The organism is Micromonospora sp. CMU55-4 (assembly GCF_011602315.1).
Lineage (GTDB): Bacteria > Actinomycetota > Actinomycetes > Mycobacteriales > Micromonosporaceae > Micromonospora > Micromonospora chalcea.
The window spans coordinates 346106-361345 of sequence record NZ_JAAOLH010000003.1 but is presented as its reverse complement, the minus strand read 5'-3'; the positions used below and the strand labels follow the sequence as shown (position 1 = coordinate 361345).

The 15240-nt window shown below is 73.1% G+C and carries 12 protein-coding genes; 6 read left to right on the top strand and 6 right to left on the bottom strand.

The genetic code is table 11. The annotated features are described in order from the left end of the window. Positions 1-23 precede the first annotated feature (23 nt). Positions 24-1190 (bottom strand): serine hydrolase, encoded by a 1167-nt coding sequence (locus tag HA073_RS07790; protein ID WP_166456015.1) that lies wholly within the window; start codon positions 1188-1190, stop codon positions 24-26. Positions 1191-1425: 235 nt separating this feature from the next. On the opposite strand from HA073_RS07790, the gene HA073_RS07785 reads away from it, so the two are divergent. After that, a complete protein-coding gene (locus tag HA073_RS07785; protein ID WP_064445625.1) occupies positions 1426-1896 on the top strand; it encodes a hemerythrin domain-containing protein in 471 nt (156 codons plus the stop codon). Between the two features lie 51 nt (positions 1897-1947). On the opposite strand, the gene HA073_RS07780 is transcribed toward HA073_RS07785, so the two are convergent. After that, positions 1948-2805 carry a hypothetical protein gene (locus tag HA073_RS07780; RefSeq protein WP_166456014.1) on the bottom strand — a complete coding sequence of 286 codons (858 nt, stop codon included), beginning with the start codon at positions 2803-2805 and terminating at the stop codon, positions 1948-1950. A gap of 349 nt (positions 2806-3154) precedes the next feature. Between HA073_RS07780 and HA073_RS07775 the strand changes: the two genes are divergently transcribed. From HA073_RS07775 to HA073_RS07755, 5 genes are all read left to right on the top strand, one after another. Beyond that, the gene (locus HA073_RS07775) at positions 3155-4771 is read left to right on the top strand and encodes a cellulose-binding domain-containing protein (protein ID WP_166456013.1); all 1617 of its coding nucleotides are present in this window, start codon (positions 3155-3157) and stop codon (positions 4769-4771) included. A 180-nt stretch (positions 4772-4951) separates the two neighbouring features. Then, positions 4952-5761 carry an ABC transporter ATP-binding protein gene (locus HA073_RS07770; protein WP_166456110.1) on the top strand — a complete coding sequence of 270 codons (810 nt, stop codon included), beginning with the start codon at positions 4952-4954 and terminating at the stop codon, positions 5759-5761. A 28-nt stretch (positions 5762-5789) separates the two neighbouring features. Next, entirely contained in the window at positions 5790-6779 is a 990-nt protein-coding gene (locus HA073_RS07765) for an iron-siderophore ABC transporter substrate-binding protein (protein ID WP_166456012.1), read from the top strand. A 5-nt stretch (positions 6780-6784) separates the two neighbouring features. Beyond that, positions 6785-8887 (top strand): iron ABC transporter permease, encoded by a 2103-nt coding sequence (locus HA073_RS07760; RefSeq protein ID WP_069088447.1) that lies wholly within the window; start codon positions 6785-6787, stop codon positions 8885-8887. A 45-nt stretch (positions 8888-8932) separates the two neighbouring features. Beyond that, complete coding sequence (locus HA073_RS07755; protein WP_043323340.1) at positions 8933-9835, top strand: siderophore-interacting protein; 903 nt, start codon at positions 8933-8935, stop codon at positions 9833-9835. A 46-nt stretch (positions 9836-9881) separates the two neighbouring features. Here the strand turns inward: HA073_RS07755 and HA073_RS07750 are convergent, their stop codons facing one another. The 4 genes from HA073_RS07750 to HA073_RS07735 are packed head-to-tail and all read right to left on the bottom strand — an operon-like array spanning position 9882 to position 15098. Next, positions 9882-11666 carry an IucA/IucC family siderophore biosynthesis protein gene (locus HA073_RS07750; RefSeq protein WP_166456011.1) on the bottom strand — a complete coding sequence of 595 codons (1785 nt, stop codon included), beginning with the start codon at positions 11664-11666 and terminating at the stop codon, positions 9882-9884. Further along, positions 11663-12247, bottom strand: a complete 585-nt coding sequence (locus tag HA073_RS07745) for a GNAT family N-acetyltransferase (protein WP_064445630.1) — start codon at positions 12245-12247, stop codon at positions 11663-11665. The genes HA073_RS07750 and HA073_RS07745 overlap by 4 nt, the downstream gene beginning before the upstream one ends. Continuing rightward, a complete protein-coding gene (locus HA073_RS07740) occupies positions 12244-13518 on the bottom strand; it encodes a lysine N(6)-hydroxylase/L-ornithine N(5)-oxygenase family protein (RefSeq protein ID WP_113972946.1) in 1275 nt (424 codons plus the stop codon). The genes HA073_RS07745 and HA073_RS07740 overlap by 4 nt, the downstream gene beginning before the upstream one ends. A 26-nt stretch (positions 13519-13544) precedes the next feature. Beyond that, positions 13545-15098 (bottom strand): aspartate aminotransferase family protein, encoded by a 1554-nt coding sequence (locus tag HA073_RS07735; RefSeq protein WP_069088450.1) that lies wholly within the window; start codon positions 15096-15098, stop codon positions 13545-13547. Between the last annotated feature and the right edge of the window lie 142 nt (positions 15099-15240).

The following is a 15240-nucleotide window of genomic DNA, read 5'->3' as shown; positions in this document are numbered from 1 at the left end:
GGCGCGCGGACGGGTCGGCCGGATCAGCGGCGGGTGCCGCACAGGGCCGCGTCGACGGTGCTGGTGACCGCCTCCAGCATCTCCAGGCTGGTCGGCAGCGCGGTCACCGCGACCACGGCGCTGCGCCCGTCGGTGGTGGACAGGTTGCGCGTCTCGAAGCCCTGGATGTCGCCGCCGTGCCCCCAGGCGTGACCGCCGCAGGGCAGCTCGTGCCGGGCGATGCCCAGGCCGTACTCCCACACCCCGTTGGGCTCGAAGTCGGGCGCCGGCACCGTGCGCGTCAGCGCCGCCTGCTGGGCCGGCTTGAGCAGCTTGCCCGCCAGCAGCGCCTCGAAGAACGTGCGCAGGTCCGACGGCGTGGAGACGAGCTGACCGGCGGCCCAGCCCAGCGACGGGTCCATCCGGGTCACGTCGACCCACGGCGCGCCCGGCTCCACCGCGACGTATCCGCGCGGCAGGCGGCCCGGCAGGTCCTGCTCGCCGGTCTGCGGCCAGTACGTGTCACGCAGCCGCAGCGGCTCGATGATCCGCTGGGTGATCTCCTCACCCACCGGACGCTTGGTGACCCGTTCGATGATCAGCCCGGCCAGCACGAAGTTGGTGTTGCTGTACTCCCACTTCTGACCCGGCGGGAAGCGCCGCGACTGGGTGAGCGCCTCGTCCAGCAGCCGGCGCGGGTCGAAGTAGTCGCTGCGGCGGTCCACCAGATCCTGCGCCTCGCTGAACACGACCTCGTCGTAGTCGGGCAGGCCGCTGGTCTGCTGCAGCAGCTGGCGTACGGTGATCTGCCGCCCGTCGTTGCCGTTGGCGCGCACCATCCCGGGCAGGTAGCGCTCGACGGTGGCGTCGAGGTCGATGCGGCCCTCGCCGACGAGCTGGAGGACGACCACGGCGGTGAACGTCTTGGTGTTGCTGCCCACGCGCACCCGGGCGTCGCGGGGGATCGCGGCGCCGGTGCGCAGGTCACCCACGCCCGCGGTGTAGTCGCGCACCCGGCCGTCGCGGCGTACGGAGGCCAGCACTCCGGGGAATCCGTGCTCGGCGACCAGGCCGTCCAGTCGCGTCTGGACGGCGTCGGCGGCGGGACGCCGTGCGGCGGTGGTCGCGGCGGACGCGGCGGGCACACCGAGCGCGGTGACGGTCAGCAGGGCCGTGGCGCCGACGGCGATCGGGAAGGTACGGCGGGTCATGGGAACTCCTCGACGGAGGTGAACGGGTACGGCCTCAAGCCTCGCCAGAACCGGTCCCGCGTTCCATCCCACCAGCTACCGGGCCGGGGTAGCGCTGGCACTACTTGATCGCTCCCGGCGTCGCCGGTTAGGCTCCGCGCAGCGTCGCGTGCCGGTGGCAGACCGTGTCAGGCATGGAGGCGCCGGATCGAAGGGAGCACGACGATGACACTCGTCGTCCCTTCGCCCTCGCCACGTGGCTGAGGGCGAACAGACCAGGCTGGTGGCCTGGAGCCGGGAGATGCGCGCCGTCCACGAGCGGCTGCGCGAGGCGCTTGAGGTGACCCGGCGGGCGCTCGCCGCCGGTGAGCCGGCACGGCCCGCGACACGGGACCTGCTGCTGTTCTGCCACGGGTTCTGCGCGGCGCTGACCGCGCATCACGAGGGCGAGGACCGCAGTCTCTTCCCGGCGGTCGCGACGCGCCATCCGGAGCTGCGCGAGACGCTGGACCGGCTGCGACAGGACCACTCGATGATCGGTTACCTGCTGGCCGGGCTGGGTGCGGCGGTGGCCCGCGACGCCCCGCCCGACGAGCTGGCCCGGCACCTGGAGGGCGTTGCGGCGATCATGGAGTCGCACTTCCGGTACGAGGAGCGGCAGCTTCTTTCGGTGCTGGAGACGCTGGCGCTGGACGCCGACCCGGCCGACGTCCTCGGACCGCTGTGACCCCGGGTCGCGGCCCGGCGGGATGCGCGCCGCCGGGCCGCGACCGGGCGTTCAGTTCAGGCCGCAGGTGGCCAGCGCGTCCAGGTTCGGGCGCTGCGCGCCGACCCGGTTGAACGCGATCTCGATGCGGTCGAGCGCCGCGACGCGCTTGCTGCGCAGCGGCCCGAGGATCGCGTTGTCGATGAAGGCCGGTCCGCCTTCGGGGCGCACCGCGAGCTGGGCGAGGCGGGCGTTCGCCTCGGCGATCTGCTTGTCCAGCGTGGCCAGTTCGGCCTGCACCTGGCTCGCGGCCGCCGCCGGGACGGCGGGCAGCGCGACACGCGGGCAGTTGACCGTCCGGGCCGGTCCGGCCGCGTTGCCGTTCTGGCCGCCGGCGTTCCCGTTCTGGCCCCCGGCGTTGCCGTTCTGACCGCCCGCGTTGCCGTTCTGGCCGCCGGCGTTCTGGCCGGCGCCGCCGTTGACGGCGCTCGGCACGCCCGGGGCGTTGAGCGAGCAGGCCGCCAGCGCGTCCAGGTCCGGGCGCGGCGCGCCGATCCGGTTGAACGCGATCTCGATGCGGTCGAGCACGGCGACGCGCTTGCTGCGCAGCGGGCCGAGGATCGCGTTGTCGATGAACGCCGGTCCGCCCTCGGGGCGTACCGCCTGCCGGGCCAGCCGCTCGTTCTGCCGGGCGATCTCCTGGTCCAGGTTGGCCAGTTCCCGCTCCACCTGGGCCGCTGCCGCCGCCGGTACGGCCGGCAGCTTGTCGCGTACCGTCGGGCAGTTCACGGTCTGCGCGGCGGCGGTGGTGGCCGGGCGGTTGTTCTCGCCCGCCGACGCCAGTTGCAGCCCACCGGCGAACAACAGCGCCGCGAGGGCGCCCACCCCGCCGAGCTTCAGGACCGCGGTCTTGCGCGTACCCCTGGCCATGCACCTCTCCTCTGGTTGACCGGGAGGGTGCGGCGGCTGCCGCGCCGTCTCCACGGTGCGAAGTGACGACTGGAGGAATCGTGCTCGTGCCCGCTCCGGCATCGCGGTTCCGGCCGATGTTCCGGTCGGCAGTGGATACGGACGGCGGCGCGAGATCGTTCAGCGCACCCCGGATGTTTGACCGCATCGACGTCCGTCGTTAGGCTGCGCTGAAAGCGCTTACTGCGCGGGAGACGTGAGCGTTCGGCATGACACGGACGTCCGGGCGACAAGGCCCGCCCCTGACACCGACCGGGCATCGGTGCCGGTAGCGGCGTGGGCACCGCACCACCACCCGGAGGAGACCATCATGATCAACCGACACCGTCGTACGGTGTTGTGGACATCGGCCGCGGCGACGGCGGCGCTCGCCGCGTCCGGCCTGGCCGTCGGCGCGACCGCCGCCCAGGCGGCCGCCGGCTGCCGCGTCGACTACGCCGTCACCGCGCAGTGGGGCGGCGGCTTCACCGCCAACGTCAACCTGACGAACCTCGGCGACCCGCTCAACGGATGGGCCGTCACCTGGACGTTCGCCGCCGGGCAGACCGTCGCCCAGGCCTGGGGCGCCGAGATCACCGCCAGCGGCGCGTCGGTGCGGGCCGCCAACGTCAGCTACAACAGCAGCCTCGGCACCAACGCGAGCACGTCGTTCGGCTTCAACGGCACCTGGAACGACACCAGCAACCCGGTCCCGACCTCGTTCGCCGTCAACGGTGTCACCTGCACCGGTGGCGTCACGCCCACCACCGGCACGCCACCGACCAGCGCCCCGCCGAGCAGCCCGCCCACGAGCACCCCGCCGCCGACGACGCCGCCACCGACCACGCCGCCGCCGGTCGGCGGGGCGATCTACGCCGCGCCGAACGGCACCGCCGGGGCGGCCGGCACCCAGGCCAGCCCCACCACCATCGCCGCGGCGATCACCCGCGTCGGCGCCGGCGGCACGATCTACCTGCGCGGCGGCACCTACAACCTGTCCCAGACGGTCACCGTCGCCGCCGGCAACAACGGCACGTCGAGCGCCCGCAAGAACCTGTACGCCTACCCGGGCGAGACGCCGATCCTGAACTTCTCGGCGATGAGCGAGGACCCGGCCAACCGGGGGCTGGCGCTGAACGCCTCGTACTGGCACGTGCGCGGGCTCGTGGTGGAGCGGGCCGGTGACAACGGCATCTTCGTCGGCGGCAGCAACAACATCATCGAGCGGACGGTGACCCGGTTCAACCGCGACACCGGGCTGCAACTGTCCCGGATCGCCTCCAGCACGCCCCGCGACCAGTGGCCGGCGAACAACCTGATGGTCAGCGTGGAGTCGCACGACAACGCCGACTCCGACGGCGAGGACGCCGACGGCTTCGCGGCCAAGCTCACAGTGGGCGGTGGCAACGTCTTCCGGTACGCGGTGTCGCACCACAACATCGACGACGGGTGGGACCTCTACACCAAGTCCGACACCGGCGCGATCGGCACGGTTACCATCGAGGACTCCCTCGCGTACAGCAACGGCACGCTCAGCAACGGCACCCAGAACGGCAACGGCGACCGCAACGGCTTCAAGCTCGGCGGTGAGGACATCGCCGTCAACCACACCGTGCGGCGCACCATCGCGTACCGCAACGGCAAGCACGGCTTCACGTACAACCGGAATCCGGGCACGATGACGATCTCGAACAATCTGAGCATCGACAGCACCGAACGGAACTTCTCGTTCGACGCCGGCACCTCGGTGTTCCGGAGCAACACGTCCTGCCGCTTCGCCGGCGGCGGCTCCAACGACAAGACGGTCGGCAACGTGGACGGCTCGAACCAGTTCTGGTCCGGCTCCAACGGTTCCCGCTGCGCCACGTACTCCGGTGCCCTGGCCTGGTCCTTCGCCGGCGACGGCCGCCTCACGGTGACCCTAGGCGGCCGCCAGGTCTCGCTCTGACCCCGGCACCCCACCGGGTTGACCATGAGGTTGGCGGCCGGATCGTAGATCGACAACGCCGTCAACCTCATGATCGACCGGGTTGGGGCCGGGGTGGGGGAGGGGGAGATCGGGCCGAAGGACCGGCTTGACAGGATGATCGAGTCTTAGGTTAGCCTAACCTGCGTGACGAGCGAAGCAGTGCGGGCCGACGGCCTGACGGGCAGTGAGCTGCGGCTGGGCTACCACGGCAAGACGGTGGTGCACGACGCCGCCATCACGCTGCGCCCCGCAGCGGTGACCGCGCTGGTCGGCCCGAACGGCAGCGGCAAGTCGACGCTGCTGCGCGGGCTGGCCCGCCTGCACCCGCTGGAACACGGCGAGGTCGTGCTCGCCGACGGCACCCCGGCCCGGGCGCTGTCCCCCCGGGACTTCGCCCGCCGGGTCACGCTGCTGGCGCAGAGCCGCCCCACCCCGAGCGGGGTCACGGTGCGGGACGTGGTCGGCTACGGCCGGCACCCCTACCGGCAGCGGTGGCGCGCCGGCGACCCCGACGGGCCCGCCGCGATCGACCGGGCCATGACCGTGACAGGTGTCGACGGCATGGCCGGCCGGCCGGTCGACGAGCTGTCCGGCGGCGAGCTGCAACGCGTCTGGCTGGCCACCTGCCTGGCCCAGGACACCGCGATCCTGCTGCTGGACGAGCCCACCACGTTCCTGGACCTGCGCTACCAGGTGGAGATCCTCGACCTGATGCGCGACCTCGCCGACACCGCCGGCGTCGCCGTCGGCGTGGTGCTGCACGACCTCAACCAGGCCGCCGCCGTCGCCGACCAGGTCGTGCTCCTGCACGAGGGCCGGGTCCGCGGCACCGGCACGCCGCACGAGGTGTTCACCGAGGCGGCACTCACCGAGGCGTACGGCATCCGCGTCGAGGTGATCGTCGACCCGGTCACCAACCTGCTCTCCACACGTCCCGTCGGCCGGCACACGACCCGTATCCCCGCCTGACCGATCCCTGCACACAGAAGAGAAACCGATGCTGCGTACCCGCCTGACCCTGCTCGCCGCCGCCGCGGCGAGCGCGCTGCTGATCGCCGGCTGCGGCACCACCGAGGAGCCCGCCGCCGCACCGTCTTCCTCCGACGCCGCGCCCACCGGCCCGGTCACCGTCACCGACAGCCGGGGCAAGACCATCACGCTCAAGAGCCCCGCCACCAAGGTCGTCGGCCTGGAGTGGGGCGAGGTCGAGATGCTCGTCGGCCTCGGCGTGATGCCGGTCGGCGTGGCCGACCCCAGGGGGTACGCCACCTGGGTGACCGCCGCCCCGCTCGACCCGAGCGTCAAGGACGTCGGCACCCGGGGTGAGCCGAGCGTCGACTCCATCGTCGCCCTCCAGCCAGACCTCGTGGTGATGGAGGCCGAGCGCGGCTCCGCCGTCGTCACCCAGCTGGAGAAGTACGTCCCGGTGCTGGTCACCAAGGGCAGCGACGCCTCCGACAACATCGGCCGGATGCGCTCGGACCTGAAGATGATCGCCACCGCGACCGGGCGCACCGCGCAGGCGGACAAGCTGCTCGCCGACTTCGACGCCGCGCTCGCCGACGGCAAGAAGAAGATCGCCGACGCCGGTGCGGCCGGCAAGCAGTTCGCCATCGCCGACGGCTGGAAGGAAGGCAGCACCGTCTCGATCCGGATGTTCGGCGAGGGCGCGCTCGTCTCCCAGCTCGGCATCCAGCTCGGCCTCAAGAACGCCTGGACCGGCAAGACCGACGAGATGTGGGGCCTGGGCCAGACCGACGTCGAGGGCATGACCGTCCTCAAGAGCCAGGACCTGCACTTCTTCTACAACGCCTCGGACGGCACCGACGTGTTCGCCGACGGCCTCGCCGGCAACGCGATCTGGCGTTCCCTGCCGTTCGTCCAGCAGAACAAGCTGCACAAGATGCCCAACGGCATCTGGACCTTCGGCGGCACGCTCTCCGCCAAGCAGTACATCGACGAGCTGGTCAAGGTCTACACGGCTTGAGCGCGATGACCGCCCCCGCCCCACCGGGGCCGGCCACCCGGCCGGCCCCGGCCGGGCCGCCGCCCGCCCGGCGCAGCCGGGTCGCCGGCGCGTTCGCCCTCGCCGCCGCGCTGCTCGTCGCGATCACCGCGGTGCACCTCACCCAGGGCACCTCCTCGGTCGGGGCGCTGGACCTGCTCCGGCTGCTCACCGGCGGCGACGACGAGACCGCCCGGGTGCTCGTCGCCTCCCGCCTGCCCCGGCTGCTCACCGGCCTGGCCGTCGGCGTCGCGCTCGGCTTCGCCGGCGCGGCGTTGCAGTCGACCACCCGCAACCCGCTCGCCTCGCCGGACACGCTCGCCGTCAACGCGGGCGCGCACCTGGCGATCGTCTCCACCGCCGCGTTCGGGATCGCGCTGCCCGCGCTGCCCGCGGGCGGGCTGGCGTTCTGCGGCGGACTCGCCGCCGCCTCCCTGGTCATGCTGCTCTCGGCCGGCGGCCAGGCCGCCACCACCCGGCTCATCCTCGCCGGCTCGGCCACCGCGATGGCGCTGTCCTCGCTGACCATGCTGCTCATGCTGCTGTTCGAGCAGGCCACCATCGGCCTGTTCGCCTGGGGCAACGGCTCGCTCGTGCAGGGCGACCTGGTCGCGTTCACCCAGCTCGCCCCCGTGATCGCTGTCGCCGCACTGGTGCTCGTGGCACTCGGGCACCGGCTGGACCTGCTCGCCCTCGGCGACGACACCGCCACCGTGCTCGGGCTCAACGTGCGTCGTACCCGGCTGACGGTCGTGCTGCTCGCCGTGCTGCTCTCCGCCGCGGCGGTCACCCTGGCCGGCCCGATCGGCTTCGTCGGTCTCGGCGCGCCGGTGATCGTCCGGCTGCTCGGCAAGTGGGTGCCCGAGGTGCACCGGCACCGCGTCCTGATGCCGCTGTCCGGCATCGTCGGCGTGGTCATCGTGCTCGGCTCCGACGTGCTGCTGCGCGCCGTGCTCGGCGGCCAGGCCGGTGTCGACGTGCCGACCGGCGTGGTGACCACGCTCTTCGGCGCGGTGCTGCTGGTCTGGCTGGCCCGCCGCCACCGCGACGCCGGACCGACCCGGCAGGCGCCGGGCGGCCACGCCGCCGTGCGCTCCCGCGGCTTCGTCGCCGCCGTCGTCGCGGTCTGCGCGGTCGTCGTCACCGCCGCGCTGGTGCTCGGCATGCTCGCCGGTGACACCTGGGTGCTGCTGGGCGACATCGTCAACTGGGTGCAGGGCCGCACCGGACCGGCGTACACCTTCGTGCTGGACGCCCGCTGGCCGCGCGTCGCCGCGGCGCTGCTGGCCGGCGCCGCGCTGGCCCTGGCCGGCACCACAGTGCAGGCGGTCTGCCGCAACCCGCTGGCCGAGCCGGGCATCCTCGGCATCACCGGCGGCGCCGGCATCGGCGCGGTGTCGCTGCTGACGTTCGCGCCGATGGCCGGCGTGCTCGCCCTGTCCGGCGCCGCCGGTCTCGGCGCGGTCGTCGCGTTCGCGCTGGTCTACGGCCTGGCCCGGCGGCGGGGACTCAACTCCGACCGGCTGGTGCTGATCGGGTTCGCGGTCTGGCAGGGCGGCACGGCGATCATCACGTTCATCGTGGTGTCCTCCGACCCGTGGAACACCGGCAAGGCGCTGACCTGGCTGTCCGGCTCCACCTACGGGCGCACCGCCCCGCAGGTGCTGCCGGTGGCGATCGCGCTGCTGGTCGCGCTGCCGGTGGTGGCCGCCGTGCGCCGCGAGCTGGACCTGCTCGCGCTCGACGACGACACGCCCCGGGTGCTCGGCGTCCGGCTGGAACGCGCCCGGCTGGTCGCGCTCGGCCTGGCGGCGCTGCTCACCGCCACCGCCGTGTCGGCGGTCGGCGTGATCGGCTTCGTCGGCCTGGTCGCGCCGCACGCGGCCCGGGCGCTCGTCGGCGGGCGGCACACCCGCGTCCTGCCGGTCGCGGTGCTGCTCGGCGCCACCCTGGTCAGCCTCGCCGACACGCTCGGCCGCAGCGTCATCGCCCCCGCCCAGGTCCCCGCCGGTCTGGTCACCGCCATGATCGGCACCCCGTACTTCGTCTGGCTGCTGTGGCGTTCCCGCGCCGCCGCGGCCGCCCGTTGACCCGTTCGCCGACGAACCACCCCCCGCACGTGAGAGGAATGACGCATGACCAGCACCCTGGCCGTCGCGCCCTGGCGAGTCTTCACCGTCGAGGTCCGCGCGCTACGCCGGCTCGGCCCGTCGTTCCTGCGCGTGACGCTCACCGGCCCGGACCTGGACCGGTTCGCCGACAACGGGTACGACCAGCGGATCAAGCTGGCCCTGCCGCCGGTCGACGGCGCGTCGGGGGAGCTGCCCGACGGGCCGGACTGGTTCCCGCGGTGGCGTGAGCTGCCGGACGCGCTGCGCAGCCCGATCCGCACCTACACGGTCCGCGCGGTCCGGCCGGAGGCGTACGAGGTGGACGTGGACATGGCGCTGCACGGCGACGGCGGCCCGGCCACCCGCTGGGCCCGGCGGGCCCGCCTCGGCGACCGGATCGCCGTGGTCGGCCCGGACGCCGGCTGGGACGGCCCGCACGGCGGTGTCGAGTTCCAGCCGCCCGCCGGGGCGACGCTGCTGCTGGCCGGCGACGAGACCGCAGCGCCGGCGATCTGCGCGATCCTGGAGCGGCTGCCCGCCGACGCGCGTGGGCACGCGCTGGTGGAGGTGCCGGAGACCGGCGACGAGCTGCCCTGCCGGCCCCCGGCCGGCGTCACGGTGACCTGGCTGCCCCGCGACGGCGCCCCGCACGGCAGCCGGCTCACCCCGGCCGTGACGAGCCTGGCCGGCCGGCTGGTGCCGGTACCTGTCGCGGCGGGCGCCGCACCGCTGGCCGAGGTGGACGTGGACCGGGACATCCTCTGGGAGGTGCCGGAGCGGCCCGACGGCGCGGCGCTCTACGCCTGGCTGGCCGGGGAGGCGGCGGTGATCCGCGGCCTGCGGCGGCACCTGGTCACCGAGCGGGGCATGGACCGGCGCGCGGTGGCGTTCATGGGCTACTGGCGGGCCGGTCGCGCGGAGAACTGATCGTCTCGCGGGAGCGGGCCGGCGCACGACGCGCCGGCCCGCTTCGTCATCCGCGCGGCGCGTACGGGGCGAGCGGGTTGACCAGCGTGCCGGCGAACTGCAACGCGGCCGACGGGTCGGACAGGTCCACCATCTGCTGGTTGTTGCGCAGCTGGAGCCGGTTGAGGCAGGACAGCGTGAACTCCGGCGCGAACAGGTCGTGCCGGCGCATCCGGTCGGCCAGGTGCGGCACCGTGGCGGCGTAGTCGGCGGCGCACGCGGCGACGGTGCGCCAGAACTCGGCCTGGTCGAGCACGCCCCGGGTGTGCAGGGTGGCGCTGAGGTGCCGCAGGAAGCAGTCGAAGACGTCGGTGAAGATGGACAGGATCTTCTCGTCCTCGGGTACGGCGGCCCGGATCCGCCGGACCCGCTCCGGCAGGTCCGCGTCCGGGTCCATCACCACGATCTCCTCGGCGATGTCCTTGAACACGACCCGCTCGACGACGCCGTCGCGCAGCACCAGGATGACGTTCTCGCCGTGCGGCATGAACGCCAGGTCGTGGGCGTACAGGCTGTGCAGCAGCGGCACCAGGTAGGCGTCCAGGTAGCGGCGCAGCCAGTCGGCCGGCGCCAGCCCGGACTCGTCGATCAGCGCCGCGGCCAGCGACCGGCCGTCGCGGTCCAGGTGCAGCAGCGAGGCCATGGTGGCCAGCCGCCGCCCGGGTTCCAGCCCGGGCACCGGGCTCTCCCGCCACAGCGCCGCCAGCATCTTCCGGTACGGCGAATAGCGATCGGTGGCCGCCTCGTACTGCCGGTGCCGGTAACCGATCGCGGCGCGCTCCCGGATGATCGACAGGCCGGTGCGCTTGAGCACCGGGTCGCCCTCGATCAGCCCGGCCAGCCAGTCGTTGATCGCCGGCGTCGCCTCCATGTACGCGGCGGACAGCCCGCGCATGAAGCCCATGTTCAGCACCGACAGCGCGGTCTTCACGTAGTGCTTCGCCGGGTCGCTGACGTTGAAGAAGGTGCGGATGGACTGCTGCGCCAGGTATTCGTCCGGCCCCTCGCCGAGGCAGACCAGCCGGCGCGCGGCCACCTCACCGGCGAACGTGACGGCGAGCTTGTTCCACCACTGCCACGGGTGCACGGGGACGAACAGGTAGTCGGCCGGGTCCAGGCCCAGCCCGGTGAGCGTGCCGGTGAACCCGGCCAGCGTCGCCTCGCCCAGCTCGGCCCGCATCAGCGTGTCGTAGTCCAGGTCGTCGGCGCAGGTGAACGTGGTGTGGTCGCGGTGCGCGGCGAGCCAGAGCAGCCGTACCGGCGCGGCGGCCTCCGGGGCGTACGCGCGGTACTCGTGCACGCCGAAGCCGAGGCGGCCGTTGTTGGCCACGAAGCAGGGATGGCCCTCGGTCATGCCGGTCTCGATCGCCTGGAACCCGGCGGCGGCCAGCTCGGCGGCGCTCACCGCGGGCTTGGCCAGCTTGTACGCGGTTCCGGCCAGCGTGGAGGTGATCTCCTCCAGGTAGACCGGCAGGATCGCGTCGGTGAGGCCGAGCGCGCCGCGCAGCTCCACGCACAGATCCACGGCGTCCGGCGGCAGGTCCGCGCCGTCGCGGCGGCGCACGATGCTGTCCGCGTCGACCTCCCAGTGGTCCAGCGTCAGCCGCCGCGCGGCGAACCGGTACTCGACGGCGGCGTCGTCGCTGCGGACCAGCCACTGCCCGGGGCCGGTGGGCTCGGGGGTGATCAGGCGCTCGTGGGCGAACTCGGCGAGCGCCTTGCGCACCAGCAGCCGGTTGGCGGTCGCCCACGCCTCGGGGGTCAGGTGGTCCACTGCTGCGCTGGCGTTCACGCCGGTGCCCCTTCCTCGCCTGCGGGCGCGCCGGTGGCGGCCCGGAACTGGTCCCGGGTGCAGACGCTGAGCAGCGCCTCCTTCTCGGGCTTGCGGATCGGGCCGACGACGGTGAAGCCGACGGCCGCGTTGAGCGCGTGCACCGCCGTGTTGCGCACGTCCGGTTCCACCACCACGCGGCGGGTCGCCGGGTCGGCGAACAGCCAGGCCATCACCGTGGTGATGACGGCGCGGGTGAAGCCGTGCACCGGCGTGTCGGCGGGCGCGCAGAGGAAGTGCATGCCCACGTCGCCGGGCTCCGGGTCGTACAGGCCGACCAGCTCGACGTGCGCCGGGTCGTACCGTTCGGCCAGGAACGCCGGGGTGCCGCGCCACGACCCGAGGTACGCGTCGTGGTGCGGGTGGTCGGCGATGCGCCGGTACTCGGCGGCGACCGCGGCCACGTCGGCGTCCTGCATCAGCCAGAACGCGGACTTGGGATGGGTGACCCAGCGGTGCAGCAGCGCGGCGTCGGCGTCCGGGTCCAGCGGGCGCAGCGCGAACTCGCCCAGCGCGTCGTCGACGCGGGTGAACGCGCTCACGCCGGCGCTCCGAACTCCTGGAAGGCGATGCTCTTCTCCACCGGGTAGTGCTCGCGGCCGGTCATCTCCCGGATCAGCCACGAGTTGCGGTACGGGCCCATGCCCAGGTCCGGCGAGGTGATGCTGTGCGTGTGCGTGCCCCCGTTCTGCAGGAACACCCGGCGGCCGGTGTGGTCGACGCTGTAGTTGCGGGCCACGTCGAAGCGGCCGTGCGCGTCGAAGCGCAGCCGGTCGCGTACCGGCGCGAGGAACTCCGGCACCCGGTAGTGGTAGCCGGTGGCCAGCACCAGTCCTGCGGTGTCCAGCGTGAACGCGCGGTCCTGCTCGGTGTGGCGCAGCCCGAGGCGGTAGCGGCCGTCGGCGTACGCCGCCTCGACCAGTTCGGTGTTGGTGAGCAGCCGGGTCGGCGCCGGCCCGTGCAGGCTCTTGGCGTACAGCAGGTCGTAGATGTCGTTGATCAGGTCGGCGTTGATGCCCTTGAACAGCGGCTTCTGCGCGGCCTCCAGCGCGTAGCGGGTCGGCTCGGGCAGCGCGTGGAAGTAGTCCACGTAGTCCGGCGAGGTCATCTCCAGCGTGAGCTTGGTGTACTCCAGCGGGAAGAACCGGGGCGAGCGGGTCACCCAGGTGAGCTGGTAGCCGTACGTGTCGATGTCGCCGAGCAGGTCGTGGTAGATCTCGGCGGCGCTCTGGCCGCTGCCGACGATGGTGATGCTGTCCTTGGCCCGCAGCGCCTCCCGGTGTTCCAGGTAGCGCGAGTTGTGGATCATGTCACCGCCCAGCCCGGCGCAGGCCGGCGGCAGGTACGGCGGGGTGCCGGTGCCGAGCACGAGGTGCCGGGCCCGGTGGGTGACCGGCCCGTCCGGCGTGTCGGCGCGCACCACGTACCGGTCGTCGGTCGCGTCGTACTCGACGGCGGTGACGGCGTGCCGGAAGCGCAGGTTCGGCAGCTTGGCGGCGGCCCAGCGGCAGTAGTCGTTGTACTCGGCGCGCAGCGGGAAGAAGCTCTCCCGGATGTAGAACGGGTAGAGCCGCCCGGTCTCCTTCAGGTAGCTCAGGAACGAGTACGGCGAGGTGGGGTCCGCGAGCGTGACCAGGTCGGCGATGAACGGCGTCTGGAGCCGGGTCGATTCGAGCAGCATGCCGGGATGCCAGTCGAAGCTGTCGCGGGCCTCCAGGAACAGCCCGTCGAGGTCGTCGATCGGTGCGGTGAGGCAGGCCAGGCCGAGGTTGTAGGGGCCCAGCCCGACGGCGATGAAGTCGTGGGTCGACATGGGTTCTCGTTCTCCTCGACGGGGGGTCAGCCGACCGGGCAGGACAGCTCGGCGGCAGCGGTCCGGGCGTACCAGGCGGCGTGGTCGGCGATGAGGTCCAGCACGTGGGCGATGTCGTCCACTGTGGTCTCGGGGTTGAGCAGCGTGAGCTTCAGGTGGTGCGCGCCGTCGACCTTGGTGCCGGCGACCAGGGCGGCGCCGGAGGCGGCCAGCGCGTCGCGGGCGTGCAGGTTGGCCTCGTCGGCCAGGTCGGGTGCGAGGCCGGACGGCCGGTAGCGGAAGACCACTGTGCTCAGCTGCGACGGTGCGGCCACCTCGAAGCGCGGGTCGGCGTCGAGCCGCTGCCACGCCTGCGCCGCGAGGTCGACGACCTGGTCGAACAGCTCGCCGACCGCGTCCGGCCCCATGATCCGCAGGGTCAGCCACAGCTTGCAGGCGTCGAACCGCCGCGTCGTCTGGATGCTCTTGTCGACCTGGTTCGGGATGCCCTGCTCGACCGCGCGGGCCGGGTTGAGGTAGTCGGCGTGCCAGGTGGCGTGACGCAGCGCCCGGCCGTCGCGCACCAGCAGCGCGCTGGAGCTGACCGGCTGGAAGAACGACTTGTGGTAGTCGACTGTCACCGAGGTGGCCCGCTCGATGCCGTCGAGCAGGTGGCGGCGGGTGGGGGAGACGAGCAACCCGCAGCCGTACGCGGCGTCGACGTGCATCCAGACGCCCGCATCGGCGCAGATGTCGGCGATCTCGGGCAGCGGGTCGATGCTGCCGAAGTCGGTCGTGCCGGCGGTGGCGACCACTGCCATCACCACCTGACCGTCGCGGTGGCAGTTGTCGATAGTGCGGGCCAGCTCGTCGGCGCGCATCCGGCGGGCCGCGTCGGTGGGTACGGTGAGCACCGCGTCGGCGGCGAGGCCGAGCAGCTTGGCGGCCTTCTGCACGCTGAAGTGCCCGGCCGCGGAGGTGATGACGCGCAGCCGGGACAGCACCTGCGGCCGGTCCGGCCGGGTGGCCGCGCCACCCACCGCCCGGCGGTACGCCTCCTCCCGGGCCAGCAGCATGGCCTGGAGGTTCGACTGGGTGCCGCCGCTGGTGAACACCCCGTCGGCGGTCGGACCCAGCCCGATCCGCCCGGCCGTCCACTCGATCAGGCGCCGCTCCATCAGGGTGGCCCCGGTGCTCTGGTCCCAGGTGTCCAGTGAGGAGTTCACCGCGCTGAGCACCGCCTCGCCGAGCAGCGCCGGGATGACCACCGGGCAGTTGAGGTGGGCGAGGTAGCGCGGGTGGTGGAACCACACCGCGTCGCGTAGCCACACGTCGTGCAGCTCGTCCAGGGCGGCGTCGGTGTCGCCGAGCGGCCGGTCGAGGTCGATGCCGCCGATGAGCGGCGCCAGCTGGTCGGGCGTGACGCCGGTGAACGGCGTGTCCACCTCGCCGACCCGCCGGGCGACCCGGTCGACGCCGCGCGCCAGCACGTCCCGGTACCGCCCGAGCGAGCCGGCGTTGAACAGGTGGTCGCGGGCCGTGGCGGCGGCGCGGCCGGTGTCGGTGGGCGCGGCGCCGGTCGGGCTCCCGATCGAACTCATGCGACTTCCCAGCGGTCGTACGGACAGGACGTGCGGCCACAGCCGCGGCGATCAGGTTAGGTTAGGCTCGCCTAACTAGCAAGCGCGACTCGGTGCGCTTTGTCCTGGAACTACCGCCGGTTGGCGCCTGCCGCGTGTCGCG